Origin of the sequence: Clavibacter phaseoli, assembly GCF_021922925.1 — a bacterium.
In the GTDB taxonomy this organism is placed as follows: Bacteria; Actinomycetota; Actinomycetes; order Actinomycetales; family Microbacteriaceae; genus Clavibacter; species Clavibacter phaseoli.
In genome coordinates this window covers 778,693-795,339 of record NZ_CP040786.1, presented here as the reverse complement: position 1 = coordinate 795,339, position 16,647 = coordinate 778,693, and the positions used below count along the sequence as shown (strand labels likewise).

The window sequence follows — 16,647 nt, the reverse complement described above, 5'->3', positions numbered from 1 at the left end:
CCGGCGTTGTGTTCATAATGTTCCTGCCGGGTGCCGGCCGCGGATGCGAGGGGGCAGCATGGCCGGAGGCGCGCTCGCCGACCCGTCCCGCCGCCCGCCGTCGGGACGCCGGGTGGGCCTCCCCCGCGGGATCGCGGCACGCCTCCTGGTCGTGCAGCTCGCGGTCCTGCTGCTGGTCGCGGTCGTCGCGACCGCCGCGCTCTGGGCCGACTCGCGGCAGCGCGCCGAGCAGGCCGCGGCGGACCGGAGCCTCGCCGTCGCGACGACCGTGGCCGACTCCCCGCGGGTGGCGGAGGGCCTCGCGTCCGCGGATCCCACGGGCGCCCTCCTCGACTACTCCCTCGACGTGACGCGCGACACCGGTGTCGACTTCGTCACGATCATGGACCGCGACACGGTGCGCGTGACGCACCCGGACCCCGACGAGATCGGCCGCAGGTACCTCGGCACGACGGGCCCCGCGCTGGCCGGGCGGTCGCTGACCGAGACCTTCACGGGGACGCTCGGGCCGAGCGTCCGCGCTGTCGTGCCCGTGCGCGACGCGGACGGCGGCATCGTCGGGCTGGTCGCCGCCGGCGTCACCGTCGACCGCGTGACCGAGGTGCTCGGCGCGCGCCTCCCGGGGCTCGTCGGCACGGTCGGGGCGCTCGCGCTCCTTCTCGCGGCCGGCGCCGTGCTCCTCAGCCGGTCGCTCGAGCGGACGACGTGGGGGCTCGGGCCCGAGGAGATGGCGCGCATGCTCGCCTACTACGAGTCGGTGCTGCACTCGGTCGGCGAGGGGATCGTGCTCGTCGACCGCGACCGGCGGCTCGTGCTCCACAACGACCAGGCGGCCGAGCTGCTCGACCTGGACCTGGATCCCGCCGCCGGTCCCGTCGAGGTGCGCGCGCTCGGCCTGCCGTCCGCGATCGAGCGGCTGCTCCTCGAGGGGACCACGGCCGACGAGGTCGTCCACCTGCCGAGCGGGCGCGTGCTCGTCGTGACGCAGCGACCGGCGCTGCCGACCGGCCGCACGGGGAGCGCCGCGCGGCTGGGGACGGTGACGACGCTGCGCGACCGCACCGAGATCCAGCGCCTGTCGGGTGAGCTCGCGACGCTGCGGACCCTCTCGGACGCCATGCGGGCGCAGACGCACGAGTTCGCGAACCGCCTGCACACGATCGTCTCGCTCATCGAGCTGGAGCGGCCGCGCGAGGCGCTCGCCCTCGCGGCCTCCGAGCTCGAGACCGACCGGCGCGCGTCGGAGGGCGGGCTCGCGGAAGAAGCGGATCCCGTCGTGCGGGCGCTCGTGCGCGGCAAGACGGCGCAGGCGGCCGAGCGCGGCGTGGAGCTGTCCGTGCGCGTGGCCGAGGGCACGGGCGATCCGGGCGTGCCCGCGACGGAGCTCGTGACGATCGTCGGGAACCTCGTCGACAACGCCATCGACGCGGCGGCCGACCCGTCCGTCGCGACGGCGCGCGGGGACGACCGCGGACGGGTGGAGCTGTCGCTGTCGCGGACGGAGTCGGGCGGGCTCGTCGTCGAGGTCGCGGACGACGGGCCGGGCGTGGATCCCGCGGTGCGGCCGCGCGTGCTGGAGTTCGGCGTCACGACCAAGGCGGGCGACGCCGGGCCGCGCGGCGTGGGCCTCGCGCTCGTGGCGCGCTCGGCCGCGCGGCTCGGCGGACGCGTCGAGGTGGGCGACGCGGACGCGCGGCTGGGCGGGGCGCGCGTGCGCGTCGTGCTGCCCGCGGATCCCGCCGCCCCGGGAGCCGACGCGGCCGATCTCCGTGACGAGGCCGGCGCCCGCGACGACGGGGTGCGCGCGTGATCCGCGTGCTGGTCGTGGACGACGACGCGCTGACCGCCGAGGCCCACGCCCTCTACGTGGGCCGGCTCGACGGCTTCGAGGTCGCGGGTGTCGCGCACACGGGCGGCGAGGCGCTGCGGCTGGTCGCCGAGGCGGGGCCCGACGGGATCGACCTGGTGCTGCTCGACATGACGCTGCCCGACATGCACGGCCTCGAGGTCTGCCGCCGACTGCGGGCCGCCGGACGCGCGACCGACGTCGTGGCCGTGACCGCGGTGCGGGACCAGGCCGTCGTCCGCAGCTCGGTGACCGCGGGCATCGTGCAGTACCTCATCAAGCCGTTCACGTTCGCGGCGTTCGCCGAGAAGATGGCGGCGTACGTCGGCTACCGCGACGGCCTCGGCGCGGGCGGCGGGAGCACCACGCAGCTGCAGGTCGACCGGGCGCTCGCCGCGCTCCGCTCCCCCGCGTCCGACGCCCGCCTCCCCAAGGGCATGTCGACGGAGACGCTCGACCTGGTGCGCGGCATCGCGCGGCGCGACGGGACCGCGGCCGCCGCCGACGGCGTGTCCGCGGCGGAGGTGTCGGGCGCGCTCGACGTGTCGCGCGTGACCGCGCGCCGATACCTCGAGTACCTCGCGGACGTCGGCCAGGTGGAGCGGGTGCCGCGCTACGGGACGCCCGGCCGGCCCGAGCTCGGGTACCGCTGGACGACCTGACGCACCGTACGCGACGGGACGCGGTCGCGCGACCCCGCGCCGGATCCGCCGCGACCCGTGACGATGTCGCCGCCCCGTGCGAGTCTCGGGTCATGAGACGCACCATCCTCCCGCCGTACCTGCTGACCCGCCTCGCCGAGGCCGACCCCGACCGCATGGCCGCCGCCCGCCAGGCCGCCCGCCGCGCCCTGCGCGACCAGGGGCCGCTCATCCACGACCGGCGCGGGCCGGGCGCCGCGCCGGACGCGTCGGCGCTCGCCGAGCGGGACCCGTCGGGGATCCACCGCACCATCTCGGACGCGGGGAACCGCGAGGAGCTCCCGGGCCGCACGGTGCGCGTCGAGGGCGCGCCCGACACCGGCGACGCCCAGGTCGACGAGGCCTACGCGGGGCTCGGCGCCACCTACTCCCTCTTCTCCGAGGTCTACGGCCGGGAGTCGCTCGACGACCGCGGCCTGCCGCTGCTCGCGACAGTCCACTACGGCGAGGAGTACGACAACGCGTTCTGGGACGGCACGCGCATGGTCTTCGGCGACGGCGACGGCGAGGTGTTCGCGCCGTTCACGCGCTCGCTCACGGTCATCGGCCACGAGCTGGCCCACGGCGTCACCGAGCTCACGCTCGGCCTCGTCTACCAGGGGCAGTCGGGCGCGCTCAACGAGTCCATCTCGGACGTGTTCGGCGTGCTCGTGGAGCAGCACGCGCTCGGGCAGACCGCCGACGAGGCGACCTGGCTCGTCGGCGCCGAGCTGTTCCTCGACCGGTCGACGGGCCTCGCGCTCCGCTCGATGCGCGCGCCCGGCACCGCCTACGACGACGACGTGCTCGGGAAGGACCCGCAGCCCGGGCACATGGACGACTACGTGGAGACCCAGGAGGACAACGGCGGCGTCCACATCAACTCCGGGATCCCGAACCGCGCGTTCTTCCTCGCGGCCACCGCGATCGGCGGCGAGGCCTGGGAGGGCGCGGGCCGCGTCTGGTACGACGTGATCGAGGCCGGTGCCGTGCGCGCCGACGCCGACTTCCCCGCCTTCGCCCGGGCCACCGTCGAGGCCGCGTCCGCGCGGTACGGTGAGGGCGCGTCCGAGGTCGCCGCGGTCCAGGCGGCGTGGGAGGGCGTCGGGATCGAGGTCTAAGTGGAGATCGCCGTGTCGCGCACGGGCGGGATGGCGGGCATGACCCGCACCTGGTCGGTGCGCGTGGACGACGCCGCGTCCGAGTGGGGCGAGCTCGTCGACGCCTGCCCCTGGGACGAGCCCGCCGTGCCCACGCCGGGCGCCGACCGCTTCGTCTACCTCGTGCGCGCGGGGGACCGCGAGGCGCGCCTCGGCGAGGCCGCGGTCGACGGCCCGTGGCGTCGGCTCGTCGACCGGGTGCGCGACGCGTCCCGTGAGAGCCTCGGAGGATGACGCCGCCTCCCTTCGACGAGGACCGCTACGGACAGGACGTGCTCGCCGCCGGCTGGCGCGGGCCCGCGAGGAAGGCCCCGCGGCCGCAGGACGCGACGCGCGACCTCGTGGTCGAGGAGCTGTCGACCGGGTTCTGCGGCGCGATCGTCCGCGTCGAGTCCGGCATGGTCGTGCTCGAGGACTTCCGGCGCAAGCAGCGCACGTTCCCGCTCGGCGGGTCGTTCCTCCTCGAGGGCGAGCCCGTCGCCCTCCGCGTGCCCCGGGCCGCGCCAGCCGGCCCGGCGCGGACGGCCTCCGGGTCGCTCGCCGTCGCCGATCGGCAGGCCCGCGTCGCCCTCCCCAGCCGGATCTTCGTGGAGGGCCGGCACGACGCCGAGCTCGTGGAGAAGGTGTGGGGCGAGGACCTCCGGATCGAGGGCGTCGTGGTCGAGTACCTCGAGGGCGTCGACCACCTCGACGAGGAGCTCAACCGCTTCCGCCCCGGGAAGGGGCGGCGCGTGGGCGTGCTCGTCGACCACCTCGTGACGGGATCGAAGGAGAGCCGGATCGCCGAGGCCGTCGCCCGTGGGCCGCACCGCGCGCACGCCCTCGTGGTCGGCCACCCCTACGTCGACGTCTGGCAGTCGGTGAAGCCCGCGCGCCTGGGTCTGCGCGAGTGGCCCGTGATCCCCCGGAACGTCGAGTGGAAGCACGGGATCTGCGCCGCGCTCGGCTGGCCCCACGACGAGCAGGCGGACATCGCGCGGGCGTGGCAGCGGATCCTCGGGCAGGTGCGCTCGTACCAGGACCTGGAGCCGGCGCTCCTCGGCCGCGTGGAGCAGCTCATCGACTTCGTGACGGATCCCGCGGGACGCTAGCGCGCAGGACCGCGGCGCGGCGCATCAGGCGGGCGCCGCCGCCGTGTCGCCGATGCGGACGTGCACCGGCAGCACGACGTCCGCCGGCGTCCGGCCCGCGAGCAGCTCGCCGACCATGCGCCCGGCGCGCACCCCGCGGTCGTGCAGCGGCTGCTCCACGGTGGTGAGCCGACGCTCGAGCCACGGCAGGTGCGCGCCGTCGAAGCCCGTGACCGTGAGGTCCTCCGGCACGCGCAGCCCGCGCTGGGCGGCGGCGCGGATGGCGCTCGCGGCGAGCATGTCGTTCTGGGCGAGGATCGCCGTGGGCCGCGACGGCAGGTCGAGCAGCACGCCCGCGGCGCGCTCCCCCGCCTCCAGGTCGCGCCCGCCCGCCTCCACGCGCACGGCGTCGGGGAAGACGCTCCACGCGGCGCGGAGGCGCTCCCGGATCGTGCGGTTGACGATCTCCTCGAGGTCGCGGCCGACGGGCAGCACGGGTCCGGGCGGGCCGTCCTCCTCGATCCGCGTGGTGCGCATCAGCACGGCGACGCGACGGTGGCCGAGCGCGCGCACGTGGCGGGCGAGCTCACCCATGCCGCGCGCGTCGTCGATGTCGACGACGGCGACGCCCTCCCCGTGCGGGCCCTCGACGCCGACCATGGGGATCCGGCGCGCGCGGAGGCCGGGCAGGAGCGCGTCCACCTCCTCGCCGCGCGTGAGGAACACCACGGCGTCGACGGGCATGCCGTCGAGCAGGGGCGCGGATCCGGCGCGCGGCTCCCGCCGGCCCGGCAGCAGCAGCTGGCCCACGTCCAGCTCGTCGAGCGCCTCGCTGAGGCCCGCCATGGTCGCGAGCGCGACCGGGTTCTGGAACGCCCGGCGGATGCTGCCCGCGACGACGACGCCCACGATGCCGGAGCGGCCGCTCTTCAGGGAGCGCGCCGTGGGGTCCGGCCCCGCGTAGCCGATGCTGGCCGCGGCGCGCAGGATCCGGGCGCGGGTGGCGGGCGTGATCGAGCCGGTGTTGCGGTACGCGAGCGAGGCGGTGGAGGTGGAGACGCCCGCGAGCGCGGCCACGTCGGCGAGGGTCACGGAGGTGCGCGGCGGGTTCCTCCTCATGCGCCTCACCCTATTCAGGCCGCGGCGGCCATCGGGCGCGTTCGTCGCCGGGGGGCCCGATCGCCACGTCCCGTTCACCGTCGGGCCACCGCCGCCCCGCACCATCGAAACGATGCGATCCGCATCGCTCCCCCAGCAGAAGGACACCCGACCCGTGATCCCCCGCCGTCATCTCCTCGCCCTCGCCGCCGCCGCGTCCGCCGCGGTCGCGCTCGCCGGCTGCGCTCCCACCACGAGCACCCAGGCCCAGGCCCAGAACCACGCCGTCACCGACGCCTCGGGCACCGCCCGCGTCTTCATCTCCGGCGACACCAACGTCCAGGCCCTCTGGGACGACGGGATCATCCCCGCGTTCGAGAAGGCCAACCCCGGCGCGTCCGTCACCACGACGCTCGACCTCCACGGCGAGCACGACGCGCAGACCATGGCCACGCTCACGAGCTCGGTACAGGGTGGATCCGACCCCGGCTACGACCTCATCGACGCGGGCTTCACCGCCGCGGCCGGCTCCGGCGGGCTCCTCGCCCCCGTCTCGGCCGACACCATCCCGAATCTCGCGACCGTGCCCGACTCGACGGTCAAGTCCGGCGGCGGCTTCGGGATCCCCTACCGCGCCTCCTCCGTGCTGCTCGCCTACGACTCCACGAAGGTGACCGATCCGCCGAGGACGCTGTCCGACCTGCTCTCCTGGATCCAGGCCAACCCCGGCGAGTTCGCCTACAACTCCCCCTCCACGGGCGGGTCCGGCGCGGCCTTCGTCACCACCGTCCTCGACACCCACGTCGACGACGCGACGCGCGAGAAGATGACGACCGGCTACGACCAGTCGCTCGAGGTCTCGTGGGACGCGGGCTTCGACGAGCTCAAGGGGCTCAACTCCGCCATGTACCAGGGCGGCGTCTACCCCAACGGCAACAACCAGGTGCTCGACCTGCTCGGCACGGGCGCCATCGAGATGGCCCCGGTCTGGAGCGACCAGGTCATCACCGCCCAGAAGTCGGGCACGCTGCCCGCGACCGTCAAGTACGCGCAGATCTCCGACCCGGCCTTCACCGGCAGCGCGTCCTTCCTCGGCATCCCGAAGACGGCCGAGCACGCGGACGTCGCGCAGGAGCTGGCCGACTACGTCCTCTCCTCCGAGGGCCAGGCCATCATCGCGAGCACCATCGCGGGCTACCCCGTGATCTCGCTCGACCAGGTGCCCGACGACCTCAGGTCGCAGTTCGCCTCGGCCGACCCGTCGACCCTCCGCCCCGGCTACTACAGCAAGATGGCGTCGGACATGTCGAACCTGTGGGACCAGAAGGTCCCCGGCCAGTGACGGCCGTCCGGACGGCGGCCCCCGCCGCCCGGGCCGCCCGAGCGCGGCGGGTCTCCCCGGAGACCCGCCGCGCCGGCGTCGGCCTGGCGCTCGCCCTCCCGCCCGCGCTCCTGCTCGCGGTGTTCGTCGGGATCCCCGTCGTCCTCGCCATCGGCTTCAGCCTCGGCAACACGGGCGGGCTCAACAGCACCATCGCCACGATCGGCCTCGGCACGCGCACCGCCACGAGCTGGTGGGGCACGCCCGACGCCTACGTCGACGTGTTCACCGACCCGCGGTTCCTCCGCGACCTCGGCGTCACCGTGCTCGTGACCGTGGTGTCCACCGCGATCGTCATCGCCCTGTCGCTCGCGATCGCGCTCAACCTGCGCCTCCGCGGCGGCCGGCTCGCGTCGCTCTTCGCCGGGCTCGCGATCGTGCCCCTGTTCATCCCCGTCGTCATCGCGTCGTGGGCGATCCTCACCTTCTACTCGGGCGACGGCTTCGTGCGCACGGTCTTCGCGCTCGTCGGCCTCGAGGGACCGACGTGGGGCTACACGACCGTCGCGGTGGTCATCGGATCCGTCTGGACGAGCCTCCCGTTCGCCACGCTCATGGCGACCTCCGGCGTGCAGGGCATCCCCGACGCCATGATCGAGGCCGCGCGCGACGCGGGCGCATCGACCTGGGCCATCGTCACGCGCGTGCTCGTGCCGCTCGCCGCGATCCCGCTCGTCATCGCGACGACCTTCACGGCGATCGGCGTGCTCGGCTCGTTCACCGTGCCGTACTTCACGGGACCGAACGCGCCCAGCATGCTCGGCGTCGACATCTCGAAGTACTTCACGGGCTTCAACCACCCGCAGCAGTCGATCGTGATGGCGGTCGTGGTCTTCGTGCTCGCCTCCGGCATCGCGTTCCTCTACGTGCGGGCCAACTTCCGCTCGGCGAAGAAGGAGGGCCGGGTCTGATGCGCGCGCTCCTCTCCGCCCGCGGCTGGATCCAGGCGGCCCTGTTCGCGGTCGTCGCGGTCTTCATCCTCGGCCCGCTGCTCTGGCTCGCGGCGCACGCGTTCGCGACGAGCTGGGACTACCCGAGCCTCGTCCCCGCCGGGCTCACGCTCGACTGGTGGCGCGTGGTGTTCGAGGACGCCGAGCTCGCCGCGGCCGTCCGCAACTCGCTGTACTTCGCGCCCATCACGGTGCTCGTCTCGGCGCTCGTCTGCCTGCCGGCCGCGTACGCGTTCTCCCGGTTCGAGTTCCCGGGCCGGCGGATCCTGCTGGTGGGCCTGTTCGCCACCAACGCGTTCCCCAAGATGGGGCTGTTCGTGTCGATGGCGTCGCTGTTCTACGGGCTCCACCTCATGAACACGATCACGGGCATCGTCATCGTGCAGCTCATCGGCACGGTCGTGTTCATGACCTGGATCCCGGCCGCCGCGTTCAGCGCCGTGCCCCGCTCCCTCGAGGAGGCCGCGCGCGACGCCGGCGCCGGGCGGGTGCGGACGTTCCTGCACGTCACCCTGCCGCTCGCGCTGCCGGGCATCCTCGTGGCCGTCCTCATGTCGTTCCTCGCCGCCTTCGACGAGGCGCAGGGCACGTACCTCGTGGGCGCGCCCGTCTACATGACGATGCCGACCGAGATGTACTCGCTCGTCCTCAACCACCCGAAGCAGGTCGCCGCCGTGTTCGCGATCCTCCTCTCCGTCCCCTCCGTCGCCCTCCTCCTGCTCGCCCGCCGCCACATCATGGGCGGGCGTCTGGCCGAGGGCTTCCAGATCCGTTAGGCCGGCCATGACCGCATCCGCACCCTCCCCCACGACCGTCGCTCCCTCGCGCGCCGACGACGACGGCACCGCGACGGCCGCGCCGTCCGGCCTCGTCGTCGCCGGCCTCTCCAAGGACCTCGGCGGCCGCACCATCGTCGACGACCTCCACCTCGACGTCGCGCGCGGCGAGCTCGTCGCGCTCCTCGGCCCGTCGGGCTGCGGCAAGACGACGACGCTCCGCATGATCGCGGGGTTCCTCGAGCCCGACCGCGGATCCGTGGTCATCGGCGGCCGCGACGTCACGGCCGCGGGACCCGACAAGCGGCCGAGCGCGATGGTGTTCCAGAACTACGCGCTCTGGCCGCACCTCACCGTCTACAAGAACGTGGCCTTCCCGCTCACGCTGCGGAAGCTGCCCAAGGACGAGGTGGCCCGCCGGGTCATGGCCGCGCTCGAGACCGTGAACCTCGCGCACCACGCGCACTCGCGGCCCGCGCACATCTCCGGCGGCGAGCAGCAGCGCGCCGCGCTCGCCCGCGCGATCGTGCAGGAGCCCGACCTGCTGCTCCTCGACGAGCCGCTGTCGAACCTCGACGCGAAGCTGCGCGTGAAGGTGCGGGAGGAGATCCGCGACATCCAGCAGCGCCTGGGGATCACGACCGTGATGGTCACGCACGACCAGGACGAGGCGCTCGCCATCTCCGACCGGGTCGCCGTGATGCACCAGGGCCGCATCGAGCAGGTGTCCGCCCCGACCGAGCTGTACGCCCGGCCGCGGACCCTCGTGGTCGCGTCGTTCATCGGCAGCATGAACCTGCTCCCCGCGCCGCGCCTGCAGGGCACGACGCCCGAGACGCTCACGGCCGGGGCGCCCGCGGCCTTCGTCCCGACCTCGGCCGACGCCGACGTCTGGGCGGTCCGCCCGGAGGACGTCGACTACGCGCCGCGCGGGTCCCGGCCCGCGTCCGACGCCACGTCCGTGGTCGTCCGACGGGTGCTGCCGCACGGCCACTTCCAGGAGCTCGTGCTCGACGCGGGCGGCGTGGAGGTGCGGGCCCTCGTCACCGGATCCGCGCCCGCGGTCGGCGAGGCCGGCACCGTGACGCTCCGCGGGGTGCGGCAGTACCGGGACGGGATCCTCGTGCCGGACGGCGCCGCCGCCCCCGCCGCCGCCTCGTCGGACTCCGCGCGATGACCGCCGCGACCGCGCACCGCGGCGACTCCTCCCGGCACCGCGAGAACACGCTCGCGGCCATCCGCTCGGCGGCCGAGGCCGGCGCGCGGACGGTCGAGGTCGACGTCCACGTCACGCGCGACGGCCAGGTCGTCCTCCTCCACGACGACACGCTCGCGCGCCTCTGGGGCGTGGACGCGCGGGTCGCGGACCTCGACCTCGCCGACGTGCGGGCGCTCGGCGGCGGCGACCTCCGGATCCCGCTCCTCGCCGACGCGCTCGAGCTCCTCTCGGGCACGGACGTCGAGCTCGTGATCGACATGGCGTCCGGGGCTCCCGCCGCGGCCGCCCACGCGGTCGTCGCCACCGCGCCGCGCACGCCGCGCGTCGCCTGGTGCGGGCACCTCGACGGCATGCGCGCGATCCGCGAGCTCGACCCGGACGCCGTGATCTGGCTGCCGTGGGCCGCCCCCCAGCCGCCGACCGCCGACGACCTCGCGGAGCTCCGGCCCGCGGTGGTCAACATGCCGCACCTCCTCGTCGGCCGCGCGCTCGTCGACGCCGTGCACGCGCGGGGCGCCGGCGTCACGTGCTGGACCGTGGACGAGCGCCCGCAGATGGAGTGGTTGGCGTCCATCGGAGTGGACGCGATCACCACGAACGACCTGCCGACGCTGCTCGACGTGCTCGCGCGCCGCGCCGAGGACCCCGTCGAGGCCGACGCGCGCGCGGCCGCCCCCGCCGCCGAGCGCGCCCGGGCGCGTGCCGCGGCGCGCGACCTCGCCGCGCGCGCCGTGCACCACGTGCGCTCGCACGCGGTCGGCGCGGTCACGACGAAGGCGAACCCCGCGGACCACGTGACGGAGATCGACCGGGCCGTCGAGCGCGACGTGCGCGCGGTCGTCGGCGCGCAGTTCCCGCACCACGTGCTCGTCGGCGAGGAGTACGGCGGCGAGGCCGTGCCGGGCCGCCCGTGCTGGTACCTCGATCCGGTCGACGGCACCGCGAACCTCGCGAACGGCGTGCCGTGGACGAGCTTCTCGCTCGCCCTCGTGGTCGACGGCGCGCCCGTGGTGGGCGTCGTGGCGGATCCCTGGCGCGGCACGGTCGTCGAGGCCGCCGCCGGCGAGGGCGCCTGGTCCGCCGGCGCGCGCCTCGACCTGACCGCCGAGCCGGGCGGCGTGCACGCGCCGGACGCGGATCCGCTCCGCGGCCGGATGGTGAGCACCGAGCTCGCGGGGCACGCGCCCTGGCCGGGCATGCTGCCGCTGCTCGACGCGCTCGCCGCGCGCTGGTGCACCACGCGGATCATGGGATCCGGCACCCTCACGGTCGCGGGCATCGCGCTCGGCCACGGCGCGGGCGCGGTCATCGGATCGTTCGGGCCGGTCGACCACCTCGCGGCGACGCTGATCGTGCGGGAGGCCGGCGGCGTGGTGCTCGACGCGGACGGCGAGGACACGCTGTTCCCGGCGTCGGGCGGCGTGCTCGCGGCCCGCGACCGGGCGACCGCCCTCGCCCTGCACGCGCTCTGGCGCGCGGGGATCGGCGAGGCGGCGTCTTCCGCGCTGCCGTCGCGTCGGGCCGCCGAGCCGGCTCCGGCCGCCTAGCCCGCGTCGCGGTCCGCGCGCGCGTCGAGCAGCGCGCGGACCCGACCGGGCCCGATGACCCGGGCGCCGAGCGCCTCGACCCGCGCCACGAGCCCGCGGTCCGCCGTGACGACGACGACCTCGCGGCCGCCGTCCCGGGCCGCGCCGACGACGCGCACGATCTCGCCGTCGCCGTCCGCCGCGGCCTCGACCACGGCGACGCCGGGCGCCCGGAGCGTCGGCGAGGCGGGATCGACGGGCGTCGCGGGCAGCGACGCGTCCCGCGCGTGCCCCTCCACGACGGCCACGACGTCCGGCCACCTGATGTCGCCCGGCAGGCCGAGGTCGGCGGCGGGGAGGCCGTCGCGCGCCAGGGCGTCGAGCTCGGCGAGGAGGCGGGAGGTGGATCCGGCGCGGTCGCGCCACCAGCCGTCCGGCCGGGAGCCGAGCAGGTTGGCCGTGTCGACGACCAGCGTGACCTCGCGCTCGAGCTCGGCGCGCAGCATGGGCCAGGCCCGGCCGAACCCCGGGTGCAGCTCGCGGCCGTCGACCTCCTCGACCGGCACCCAGCGCAGCTCGATGCTCTCGGCGTCCGCGACGCGCGGTTCGAACGGGCGGACGGTGCGCGCGGTGACGGTCGTGTAGCTCCAGAAGCCGAGGTCGAGCACGGTCGCGAGCACGGGCCGGATCCCCGCGGGCGGCACCCCCGCCTCCTCGGCCGCCTCGCGCGCCGCGCCGTCGACCGCGGACTCGCCCGCGTGCCGCGCGCCGCCGGGAAGGCCCCACGTGCCGCCGTGATGGCTCCACGCGACGCGGTGCTGGAGGAGGACGCCGCGATCCGGGTCGTGCACGAGCAGGCCCGCCGCGCCGAACGCGCCCCAGAAGCGCTGGCCGTCGGGGCCCTCGACCCACGCGTCCCCGCTGTCGCGATGCGCCCCGCGCGGGGGCTCGGGCGGGCGATCGGCGGTCATGGACTCACCATCTCACGGGCACCTTCGATAGCGTCGGGGCATGTCGTGCATCAGGTTCACCACCGCCGCGCAGCTCGAGGCCCTGCACCGGACCGCGCCCGCCGTCCTCACCGCGGAGCAGGCCGCCGCGCTGCATCCCGCGCCCGAGGTCACGCCCAGCAAGATCCGCCGGCTGCGGCTGCTCGCCGAGCACCGCGACCCCAAGGTGCGGGAGAGCGTGGCGAGCAGCCTGCACGCGCCCGAGGACGTGCAGCGCGCGCTCGCGCGCGACGCCGACGAGGGCGTGCGCGCCTGCCTCGCCCGGAACCCCCATGCACCCGCGGCCGTGCTCACGATGCTGGTGGGCGACACCTCGGAGCGCGTGCGCTCCTGGCTCGCCGTCAACGACGCGACGCCGCGCGCCGCCGTCGCGATGCTCGAGTGCGACGAGTCTCCCGCAGTGCGCGACCTGCTGCGCTGGCGCGAGGCGCACATCGAGGCGCCGGCCGAGCCGGAGCCCGCCGAGGTCGTCGCGCGCTGACCGCGTCGCGCCCCACCCGGCGGGCGTCACCCGGCCGGCGTCAGGCGCGGCCCTCCGCCACGTCGCGCGCCTTCGCCGTGCTGCGCCGGTCGCCCGGGTAGTGCACGGGGCGCATGCCGAGGACGATCTTGCCGCGCGCGTGCCGGCGCTCCAGATCGTCGAACGCGTCCTGCACCTCGGCCAGCGGGTAGAAGCCGGAGACGAGCACGTCGACCTCGCGCTTCGCGGCGAGGTCCGCGACGGTCGCGAGCGTGCGGGAGCGGTGCACGTCGTCCTCCTCCACGGGAGGGAGCACGGCTTCGAGCTCGAGCGCGCGGCGGTCGTCGCTCGAGCTGAAGCGCTTGCCCGCAACGCCCAGCTCCTCGGCCACGGGCTCGCCGCCGCCGAAGTTGTCGACGAAGCCCTGCACGCCGTTCGGGGCGGCCGCGCGGATCCGGTCGGCCAGGCCGTCGCCGTAGACCACCGGGGTGACCCCGATCTGGCGCAGGTAGTCGAAGTTGCGCTCGCCGCACGTGCCGATGACCCGGGCGCCGCGCCGCATGGCGAGCTGCGCCTCGATGCTGCCCACGCCGCCTGCCGCCGCGGTGACGACGAGCGTGTCGCCCTCGCCGACCGTGACCGCGTGCAGCACGTCGTGCGCGACGAGCCCCGCGAGGAAGAGGCCGCCCGCGACCTCCCACGGGAGCTGAGCGGGCTTCAGGACGACGTTGCCCGCGGGCACGACCACGTGCGTCGCGTGCGCGGCCATGACCGTGTGGCCGAGGACGTCCTGGCCCTTCTTGAAGCGGGTGACGCCCTCGCCGACCGCGGCGATGCATCCGGCGAAGTCGCTGCCCTGGCCGTTGGGGAAGGCGGTGGGCACCTCGTCGGGGAACCTGCCCTGCCGGATGTACGCCTCGATGTGGTTGATGCCCGCCGCGAAGACCTCGACGAGCACCTCGCCGGGGCCGGGCGACGGACGCGGGATGTCGACGACCTCGAGGACGTCGACGCCGCCGAAGGACCCGAACTGCACCTGCTGGCTGGTGGATCGCGATGAAGGGCTCATGCGCGTCATCCTGCCGCTCCCGACCGCGACGCGCGAGGGCACGGAGGCGTTCGTGAGACCTCGTTCGTAGACTGGACGCGACGGGGATGCCGGGAGTCGGCCGCGATCGGAGTGCTGTGCAGAGGATCCTCGGTGCCGTGCGCCTGGTCGCCGCGCTCGTCGTGGTCGTGGCGCTCGTCGCGGACTTCGACTACGTGCAGGGCTTCACGACCTTCGCGGCCGAGAACTGGTTCAGCTACTTCACGACGCAGAGCGGCATGGCCGGCGTGGTCGTGCTCGCGGCGTCCGGGCTGCACGCGCTGCGCGGGGGCGTCGAGCCGCCGCTCATGGCGGCCGTGCGCGCGGTGGTGCTCAGCTACGTCGTCGTCTCCGGCGTGGTCTTCGGCCTCATCGTGCTGGAGTCGAGCGCGCAGGCCTACTACGTCGAGGTGCCGTGGTCGAGCCGGCTGCTGCACTTCGTGATCCCCGCCTACGCGCTCCTCGACTGGACCCTCGCGCCCGGCCGCCCGCGCGTCACGTGGAAGGCCGTCGGCTGGGCGATGCTCTTCCCGGTCGGGTGGTGCGCGTTCACGGAGGTCCGCGGACCGCGCGTCGGCTGGTACCCGTACTTCTTCCTGGATCCCGCGCAGGTCGGCGTGCCGTTCGAGATCGCCGCGTGGCTGGCGCTGGTGGCGGGCGTGCTCGCGGGCGTGTCCGCGCTCGTCGTCGCGCTCAGCCGCGTGCGGCCGGCCGACCGCGCCGTGCACGGCGGGAGGCGCCGGGAGGGCGGGGAGTCGGGATCGGCGACGGTCCCGGCCGGGGACGCGCGCCCGTCCAGAGAGGCGTCGCCGTCCACGGCGCGCGAGACGGCGGCCGCCGAGCGCTGACGCACGGGGCTCCCGGCTAGGGCGTCGGCGTGATGCTCGGCGTCGAGGTGGCGCCGGGCTCGTCCGTGGCGGTCGGCTCCGGCGTCGCCAGGAGCGCCGGATCCGCGAACGGCGCGAGGCTGCGGAGCGCGGCCGACCGCAGCGCGTCGTCGTCCATCTCGGCCACCCGGTCCGCCGCGGCCGCGCCCACCTCGGCCATGAGCACGGGCTCGCCGGAGATCGGCATGAGGTTGTACCAGCGGGTGGAGCGGCCGTCCTCGTCGGTGGAGGTCCAGACCGTCGCCGTCGTCGACCAGAAGGGCTCGGCGAAGCGCAGCCAGATCCGGTCCGCGCGGCCGGGCCCGAGCGCGCGGATGGCGACGTCGTGCGAGGACGGCAGCGCCGGGTCGAACGCGATGGCGCCCTCCTGCAGCACGCCGAGCGGCACGGTGACCACCACGCGGTCGACCGAGAGCGACTCGCCGGATCCGAGCCGGATCCCCACCCGGCCGTTGCCGTACGCGACGCGGGTGACCGTGGACTCGCGCAGCACGTCGATGTCCTGGTCGGCCAGCAGGTGCTGCACGAGCCCCGCGAAGCCGCCCGTGACGGCGACGTTGCCGACGGGCGCCGGCTCGTCGAGGCCGCGCGCCCCCGAGAGCTCGTCGGGCGGCGCGCCGTGGGCGATCGCGACGTCGGTCGCGAGGAGCGCGGCGAGGCGGGCGGCGGGCGAGGAGGCGCCGCCCTCCGTGGAGAGCGCGTCGGCGCCGGTCTCGCGCAGGGCCGCGGCGAGGCTCACGGCGCCCGGCTGCGCGAGCGCCCAGGCGCGCGCGGCGGCGACGGCGTCGTATCCCGCGCTCGACGGATCCAGCACGGCGCCGTCCGGCCCCCGCTCCTCGCCGATGAGCGCGAGCCCGTAGCGCGCGATGCCGGCGGCCTCGATCGCGTCGCGCAGCAGGTGGTCGTCGTCGGCGGCGATCCAGAGGGCGCCGAGCTCCGCGGGGTGCGGCCAGCCCGTACCGCCGGCCGCGCGGATCCGGCCGCCGAGGTCCGCGCGCGCCTCGACGAGCACGACGTCGTGCCCGGCGTCGCGGAGGGCGCGGGCCGCCGCGGTGCCCGCTATGCCGGCGCCGACGACCGCGACGCGCTCGGATCCTGCGCCCGCGCGATCCACCTCGCCGGCCGCGCGGAGCCCCGACGCGTACGCGCCCGCGACCGTGCCGGGGCGTTCGGCGCTCGTGGCCTCGCCGGCGAAGAACACGCGGTCCTCGATCGGGAGCGCGAGCGCCTCGCGGTCGGCGGTGGTGGCGCCGGGTCGGAGGAAGCTGCCGGATCCGCGCGCGAACGGGTCGCCCGCCCAGTCGGAGCGCGCGAAGGCGACGGGCTCCGGGAGGCCGGCCGCGCCCACGGTGGGGGTGGGGGTCGGCGTGATCGAGGGCGTGGCCGTGGGGGTGGCTGGCGTCGGCGTCGTCCGCGTGCACGCCGCGAGCCCGAGGAGCGACAGCCCCGACACGGACGCGGTGAGGAGGGTGCGGCGGGAGATCGACATGCTCGGGC

At 75.6% G+C, this 16,647-nt stretch carries 16 protein-coding genes; 12 read left to right on the top strand and 4 right to left on the bottom strand.

The genetic code is table 11. The features are described 5' to 3' along the window. Window positions 1–58 precede the first annotated feature (58 nt). The 5 genes from FGI33_RS03720 to FGI33_RS03700 all read left to right on the top strand — a co-directional run bounded on the left by FGI33_RS03720 (window position 59) and on the right by FGI33_RS03700 (window position 4,777). Window positions 59–1,810 (top strand): sensor histidine kinase, encoded by a 1,752-nt coding sequence (locus tag FGI33_RS03720; RefSeq protein WP_237582292.1) that lies wholly within the window; start codon window positions 59–61, stop codon window positions 1,808–1,810. Beyond that, window positions 1,807–2,508 (top strand): response regulator, encoded by a 702-nt coding sequence (locus tag FGI33_RS03715; protein WP_237582291.1) that lies wholly within the window; start codon window positions 1,807–1,809, stop codon window positions 2,506–2,508. The genes FGI33_RS03720 and FGI33_RS03715 overlap by 4 nt, the downstream gene beginning before the upstream one ends. Before the next feature lie 92 nt (window positions 2,509–2,600). Continuing rightward, window positions 2,601–3,647 (top strand): M4 family metallopeptidase, encoded by a 1,047-nt coding sequence (locus FGI33_RS03710; protein ID WP_237582290.1) that lies wholly within the window; start codon window positions 2,601–2,603, stop codon window positions 3,645–3,647. A gap of 39 nt (window positions 3,648–3,686) precedes the next feature. Then, window positions 3,687–3,920, top strand: coding sequence for a hypothetical protein (locus FGI33_RS03705; RefSeq protein WP_174239723.1), 234 nt, complete (start codon window positions 3,687–3,689; stop codon window positions 3,918–3,920). Then, window positions 3,917–4,777: a DUF3097 domain-containing protein gene (locus FGI33_RS03700; RefSeq protein ID WP_119434991.1), complete on the top strand. Its 861-nt coding sequence runs from the start codon at window positions 3,917–3,919 to the stop codon at window positions 4,775–4,777. The genes FGI33_RS03705 and FGI33_RS03700 overlap by 4 nt, the downstream gene beginning before the upstream one ends. Window positions 4,778–4,801: 24 nt before the next feature. Here the strand turns inward: FGI33_RS03700 and FGI33_RS03695 are convergent, their stop codons facing one another. Next, entirely contained in the window at window positions 4,802–5,875 is a 1,074-nt protein-coding gene (locus tag FGI33_RS03695) for a LacI family DNA-binding transcriptional regulator (RefSeq protein WP_119434990.1), read from the bottom strand. Between the two features lie 112 nt (window positions 5,876–5,987). Here FGI33_RS03695 and FGI33_RS03690 point away from each other — a divergent pair, with 112 nt between their 5' ends. From FGI33_RS03690 to FGI33_RS03670, 5 genes are read left to right on the top strand one after another with little or no spacing between them, the layout of a single operon-like run. Then, a complete protein-coding gene (locus FGI33_RS03690) occupies window positions 5,988–7,196 on the top strand; it encodes an extracellular solute-binding protein (RefSeq protein ID WP_237582289.1) in 1,209 nt (402 codons plus the stop codon). Next, window positions 7,193–8,146, top strand: coding sequence for an ABC transporter permease (locus tag FGI33_RS03685; protein WP_237582288.1), 954 nt, complete (start codon window positions 7,193–7,195; stop codon window positions 8,144–8,146). Before FGI33_RS03690 ends, FGI33_RS03685 begins: the two co-directional genes overlap by 4 nt. Further along, on the top strand, window positions 8,146–8,961 hold the full coding sequence (locus FGI33_RS03680) for an ABC transporter permease (RefSeq protein ID WP_119435321.1): 816 nt from the start codon (window positions 8,146–8,148) through the stop codon (window positions 8,959–8,961). Before FGI33_RS03685 ends, FGI33_RS03680 begins: the two co-directional genes overlap by 1 nt. Window positions 8,962–8,968: 7 nt before the next feature. Next, entirely contained in the window at window positions 8,969–10,138 is a 1,170-nt protein-coding gene (locus tag FGI33_RS03675) for an ABC transporter ATP-binding protein (RefSeq protein WP_119435320.1), read from the top strand. Next, the gene (locus FGI33_RS03670; RefSeq protein WP_237582286.1) at window positions 10,135–11,727 is read left to right on the top strand and encodes an inositol monophosphatase family protein; all 1,593 of its coding nucleotides are present in this window, start codon (window positions 10,135–10,137) and stop codon (window positions 11,725–11,727) included. The genes FGI33_RS03675 and FGI33_RS03670 overlap by 4 nt, the downstream gene beginning before the upstream one ends. Here FGI33_RS03670 and FGI33_RS03665 read toward each other — a convergent pair. Next, on the bottom strand, window positions 11,724–12,677 hold the full coding sequence (locus FGI33_RS03665) for an NUDIX domain-containing protein (RefSeq protein ID WP_237582285.1): 954 nt from the start codon (window positions 12,675–12,677) through the stop codon (window positions 11,724–11,726). The two genes, FGI33_RS03670 and FGI33_RS03665, sit on opposite strands and share 4 nt — an antisense overlap. Before the next feature lie 40 nt (window positions 12,678–12,717). Between FGI33_RS03665 and FGI33_RS03660 the strand changes: the two genes are divergently transcribed. Beyond that, a complete protein-coding gene (locus FGI33_RS03660) occupies window positions 12,718–13,197 on the top strand; it encodes a hypothetical protein (RefSeq protein WP_119402999.1) in 480 nt (159 codons plus the stop codon). 40 nt (window positions 13,198–13,237) lie between these two features. Here FGI33_RS03660 and FGI33_RS03655 read toward each other — a convergent pair whose 3' ends face one another. Further along, complete coding sequence (locus tag FGI33_RS03655; RefSeq protein ID WP_237582284.1) at window positions 13,238–14,245, bottom strand: NADP-dependent oxidoreductase; 1,008 nt, start codon at window positions 14,243–14,245, stop codon at window positions 13,238–13,240. 137 nt (window positions 14,246–14,382) lie between these two features. Between FGI33_RS03655 and FGI33_RS03650 the strand changes: the two genes are divergently transcribed. Next, window positions 14,383–15,111: a Pr6Pr family membrane protein gene (locus tag FGI33_RS03650; protein WP_237582283.1), complete on the top strand. Its 729-nt coding sequence runs from the start codon at window positions 14,383–14,385 to the stop codon at window positions 15,109–15,111. Between the two features lie 16 nt (window positions 15,112–15,127). Here FGI33_RS03650 and FGI33_RS03645 read toward each other — a convergent pair whose 3' ends face one another. After that, window positions 15,128–16,639: a flavin monoamine oxidase family protein gene (locus tag FGI33_RS03645; protein ID WP_237582282.1), complete on the bottom strand. Its 1,512-nt coding sequence runs from the start codon at window positions 16,637–16,639 to the stop codon at window positions 15,128–15,130. Window positions 16,640–16,647: the final 8 nt, after the last annotated feature.

What these genes read in the sequence shown, in the direction of transcription:
- FGI33_RS03680 (WP_119435321.1), top strand. Translation starts at nt 8,146, where the DNA reads ATGCGCGCGCTCCTCTCCGCCCGCGGCTGGATCCAGGCGGCCCTGTTC.
- FGI33_RS03700 (WP_119434991.1), top strand. Translation starts at nt 3,917, where the DNA reads ATGACGCCGCCTCCCTTCGACGAGGACCGCTACGGACAGGACGTGCTC.
- FGI33_RS03660 (WP_119402999.1), top strand. Translation starts at nt 12,718, where the DNA reads ATGTCGTGCATCAGGTTCACCACCGCCGCGCAGCTCGAGGCCCTGCAC.
- FGI33_RS03695 (WP_119434990.1), bottom strand. Translation starts at nt 5,875, where the DNA reads ATGAGGAGGAACCCGCCGCGCACCTCCGTGACCCTCGCCGACGTGGCC.
- FGI33_RS03645 (WP_237582282.1), bottom strand. Translation starts at nt 16,639, where the DNA reads ATGTCGATCTCCCGCCGCACCCTCCTCACCGCGTCCGTGTCGGGGCTG.
- FGI33_RS03670 (WP_237582286.1), top strand. Translation starts at nt 10,135, where the DNA reads ATGACCGCCGCGACCGCGCACCGCGGCGACTCCTCCCGGCACCGCGAG.
- FGI33_RS03690 (WP_237582289.1), top strand. Translation starts at nt 5,988, where the DNA reads ATGCGATCCGCATCGCTCCCCCAGCAGAAGGACACCCGACCCGTGATC.
- FGI33_RS03705 (WP_174239723.1), top strand. Translation starts at nt 3,687, where the DNA reads ATGACCCGCACCTGGTCGGTGCGCGTGGACGACGCCGCGTCCGAGTGG.
- FGI33_RS03675 (WP_119435320.1), top strand. Translation starts at nt 8,969, where the DNA reads ATGACCGCATCCGCACCCTCCCCCACGACCGTCGCTCCCTCGCGCGCC.
- FGI33_RS03710 (WP_237582290.1), top strand. Translation starts at nt 2,601, where the DNA reads ATGAGACGCACCATCCTCCCGCCGTACCTGCTGACCCGCCTCGCCGAG.
- FGI33_RS03720 (WP_237582292.1), top strand. Translation starts at nt 59, where the DNA reads ATGGCCGGAGGCGCGCTCGCCGACCCGTCCCGCCGCCCGCCGTCGGGA.
- FGI33_RS03655 (WP_237582284.1), bottom strand. Translation starts at nt 14,245, where the DNA reads ATGAGCCCTTCATCGCGATCCACCAGCCAGCAGGTGCAGTTCGGGTCC.
- FGI33_RS03665 (WP_237582285.1), bottom strand. Translation starts at nt 12,677, where the DNA reads ATGACCGCCGATCGCCCGCCCGAGCCCCCGCGCGGGGCGCATCGCGAC.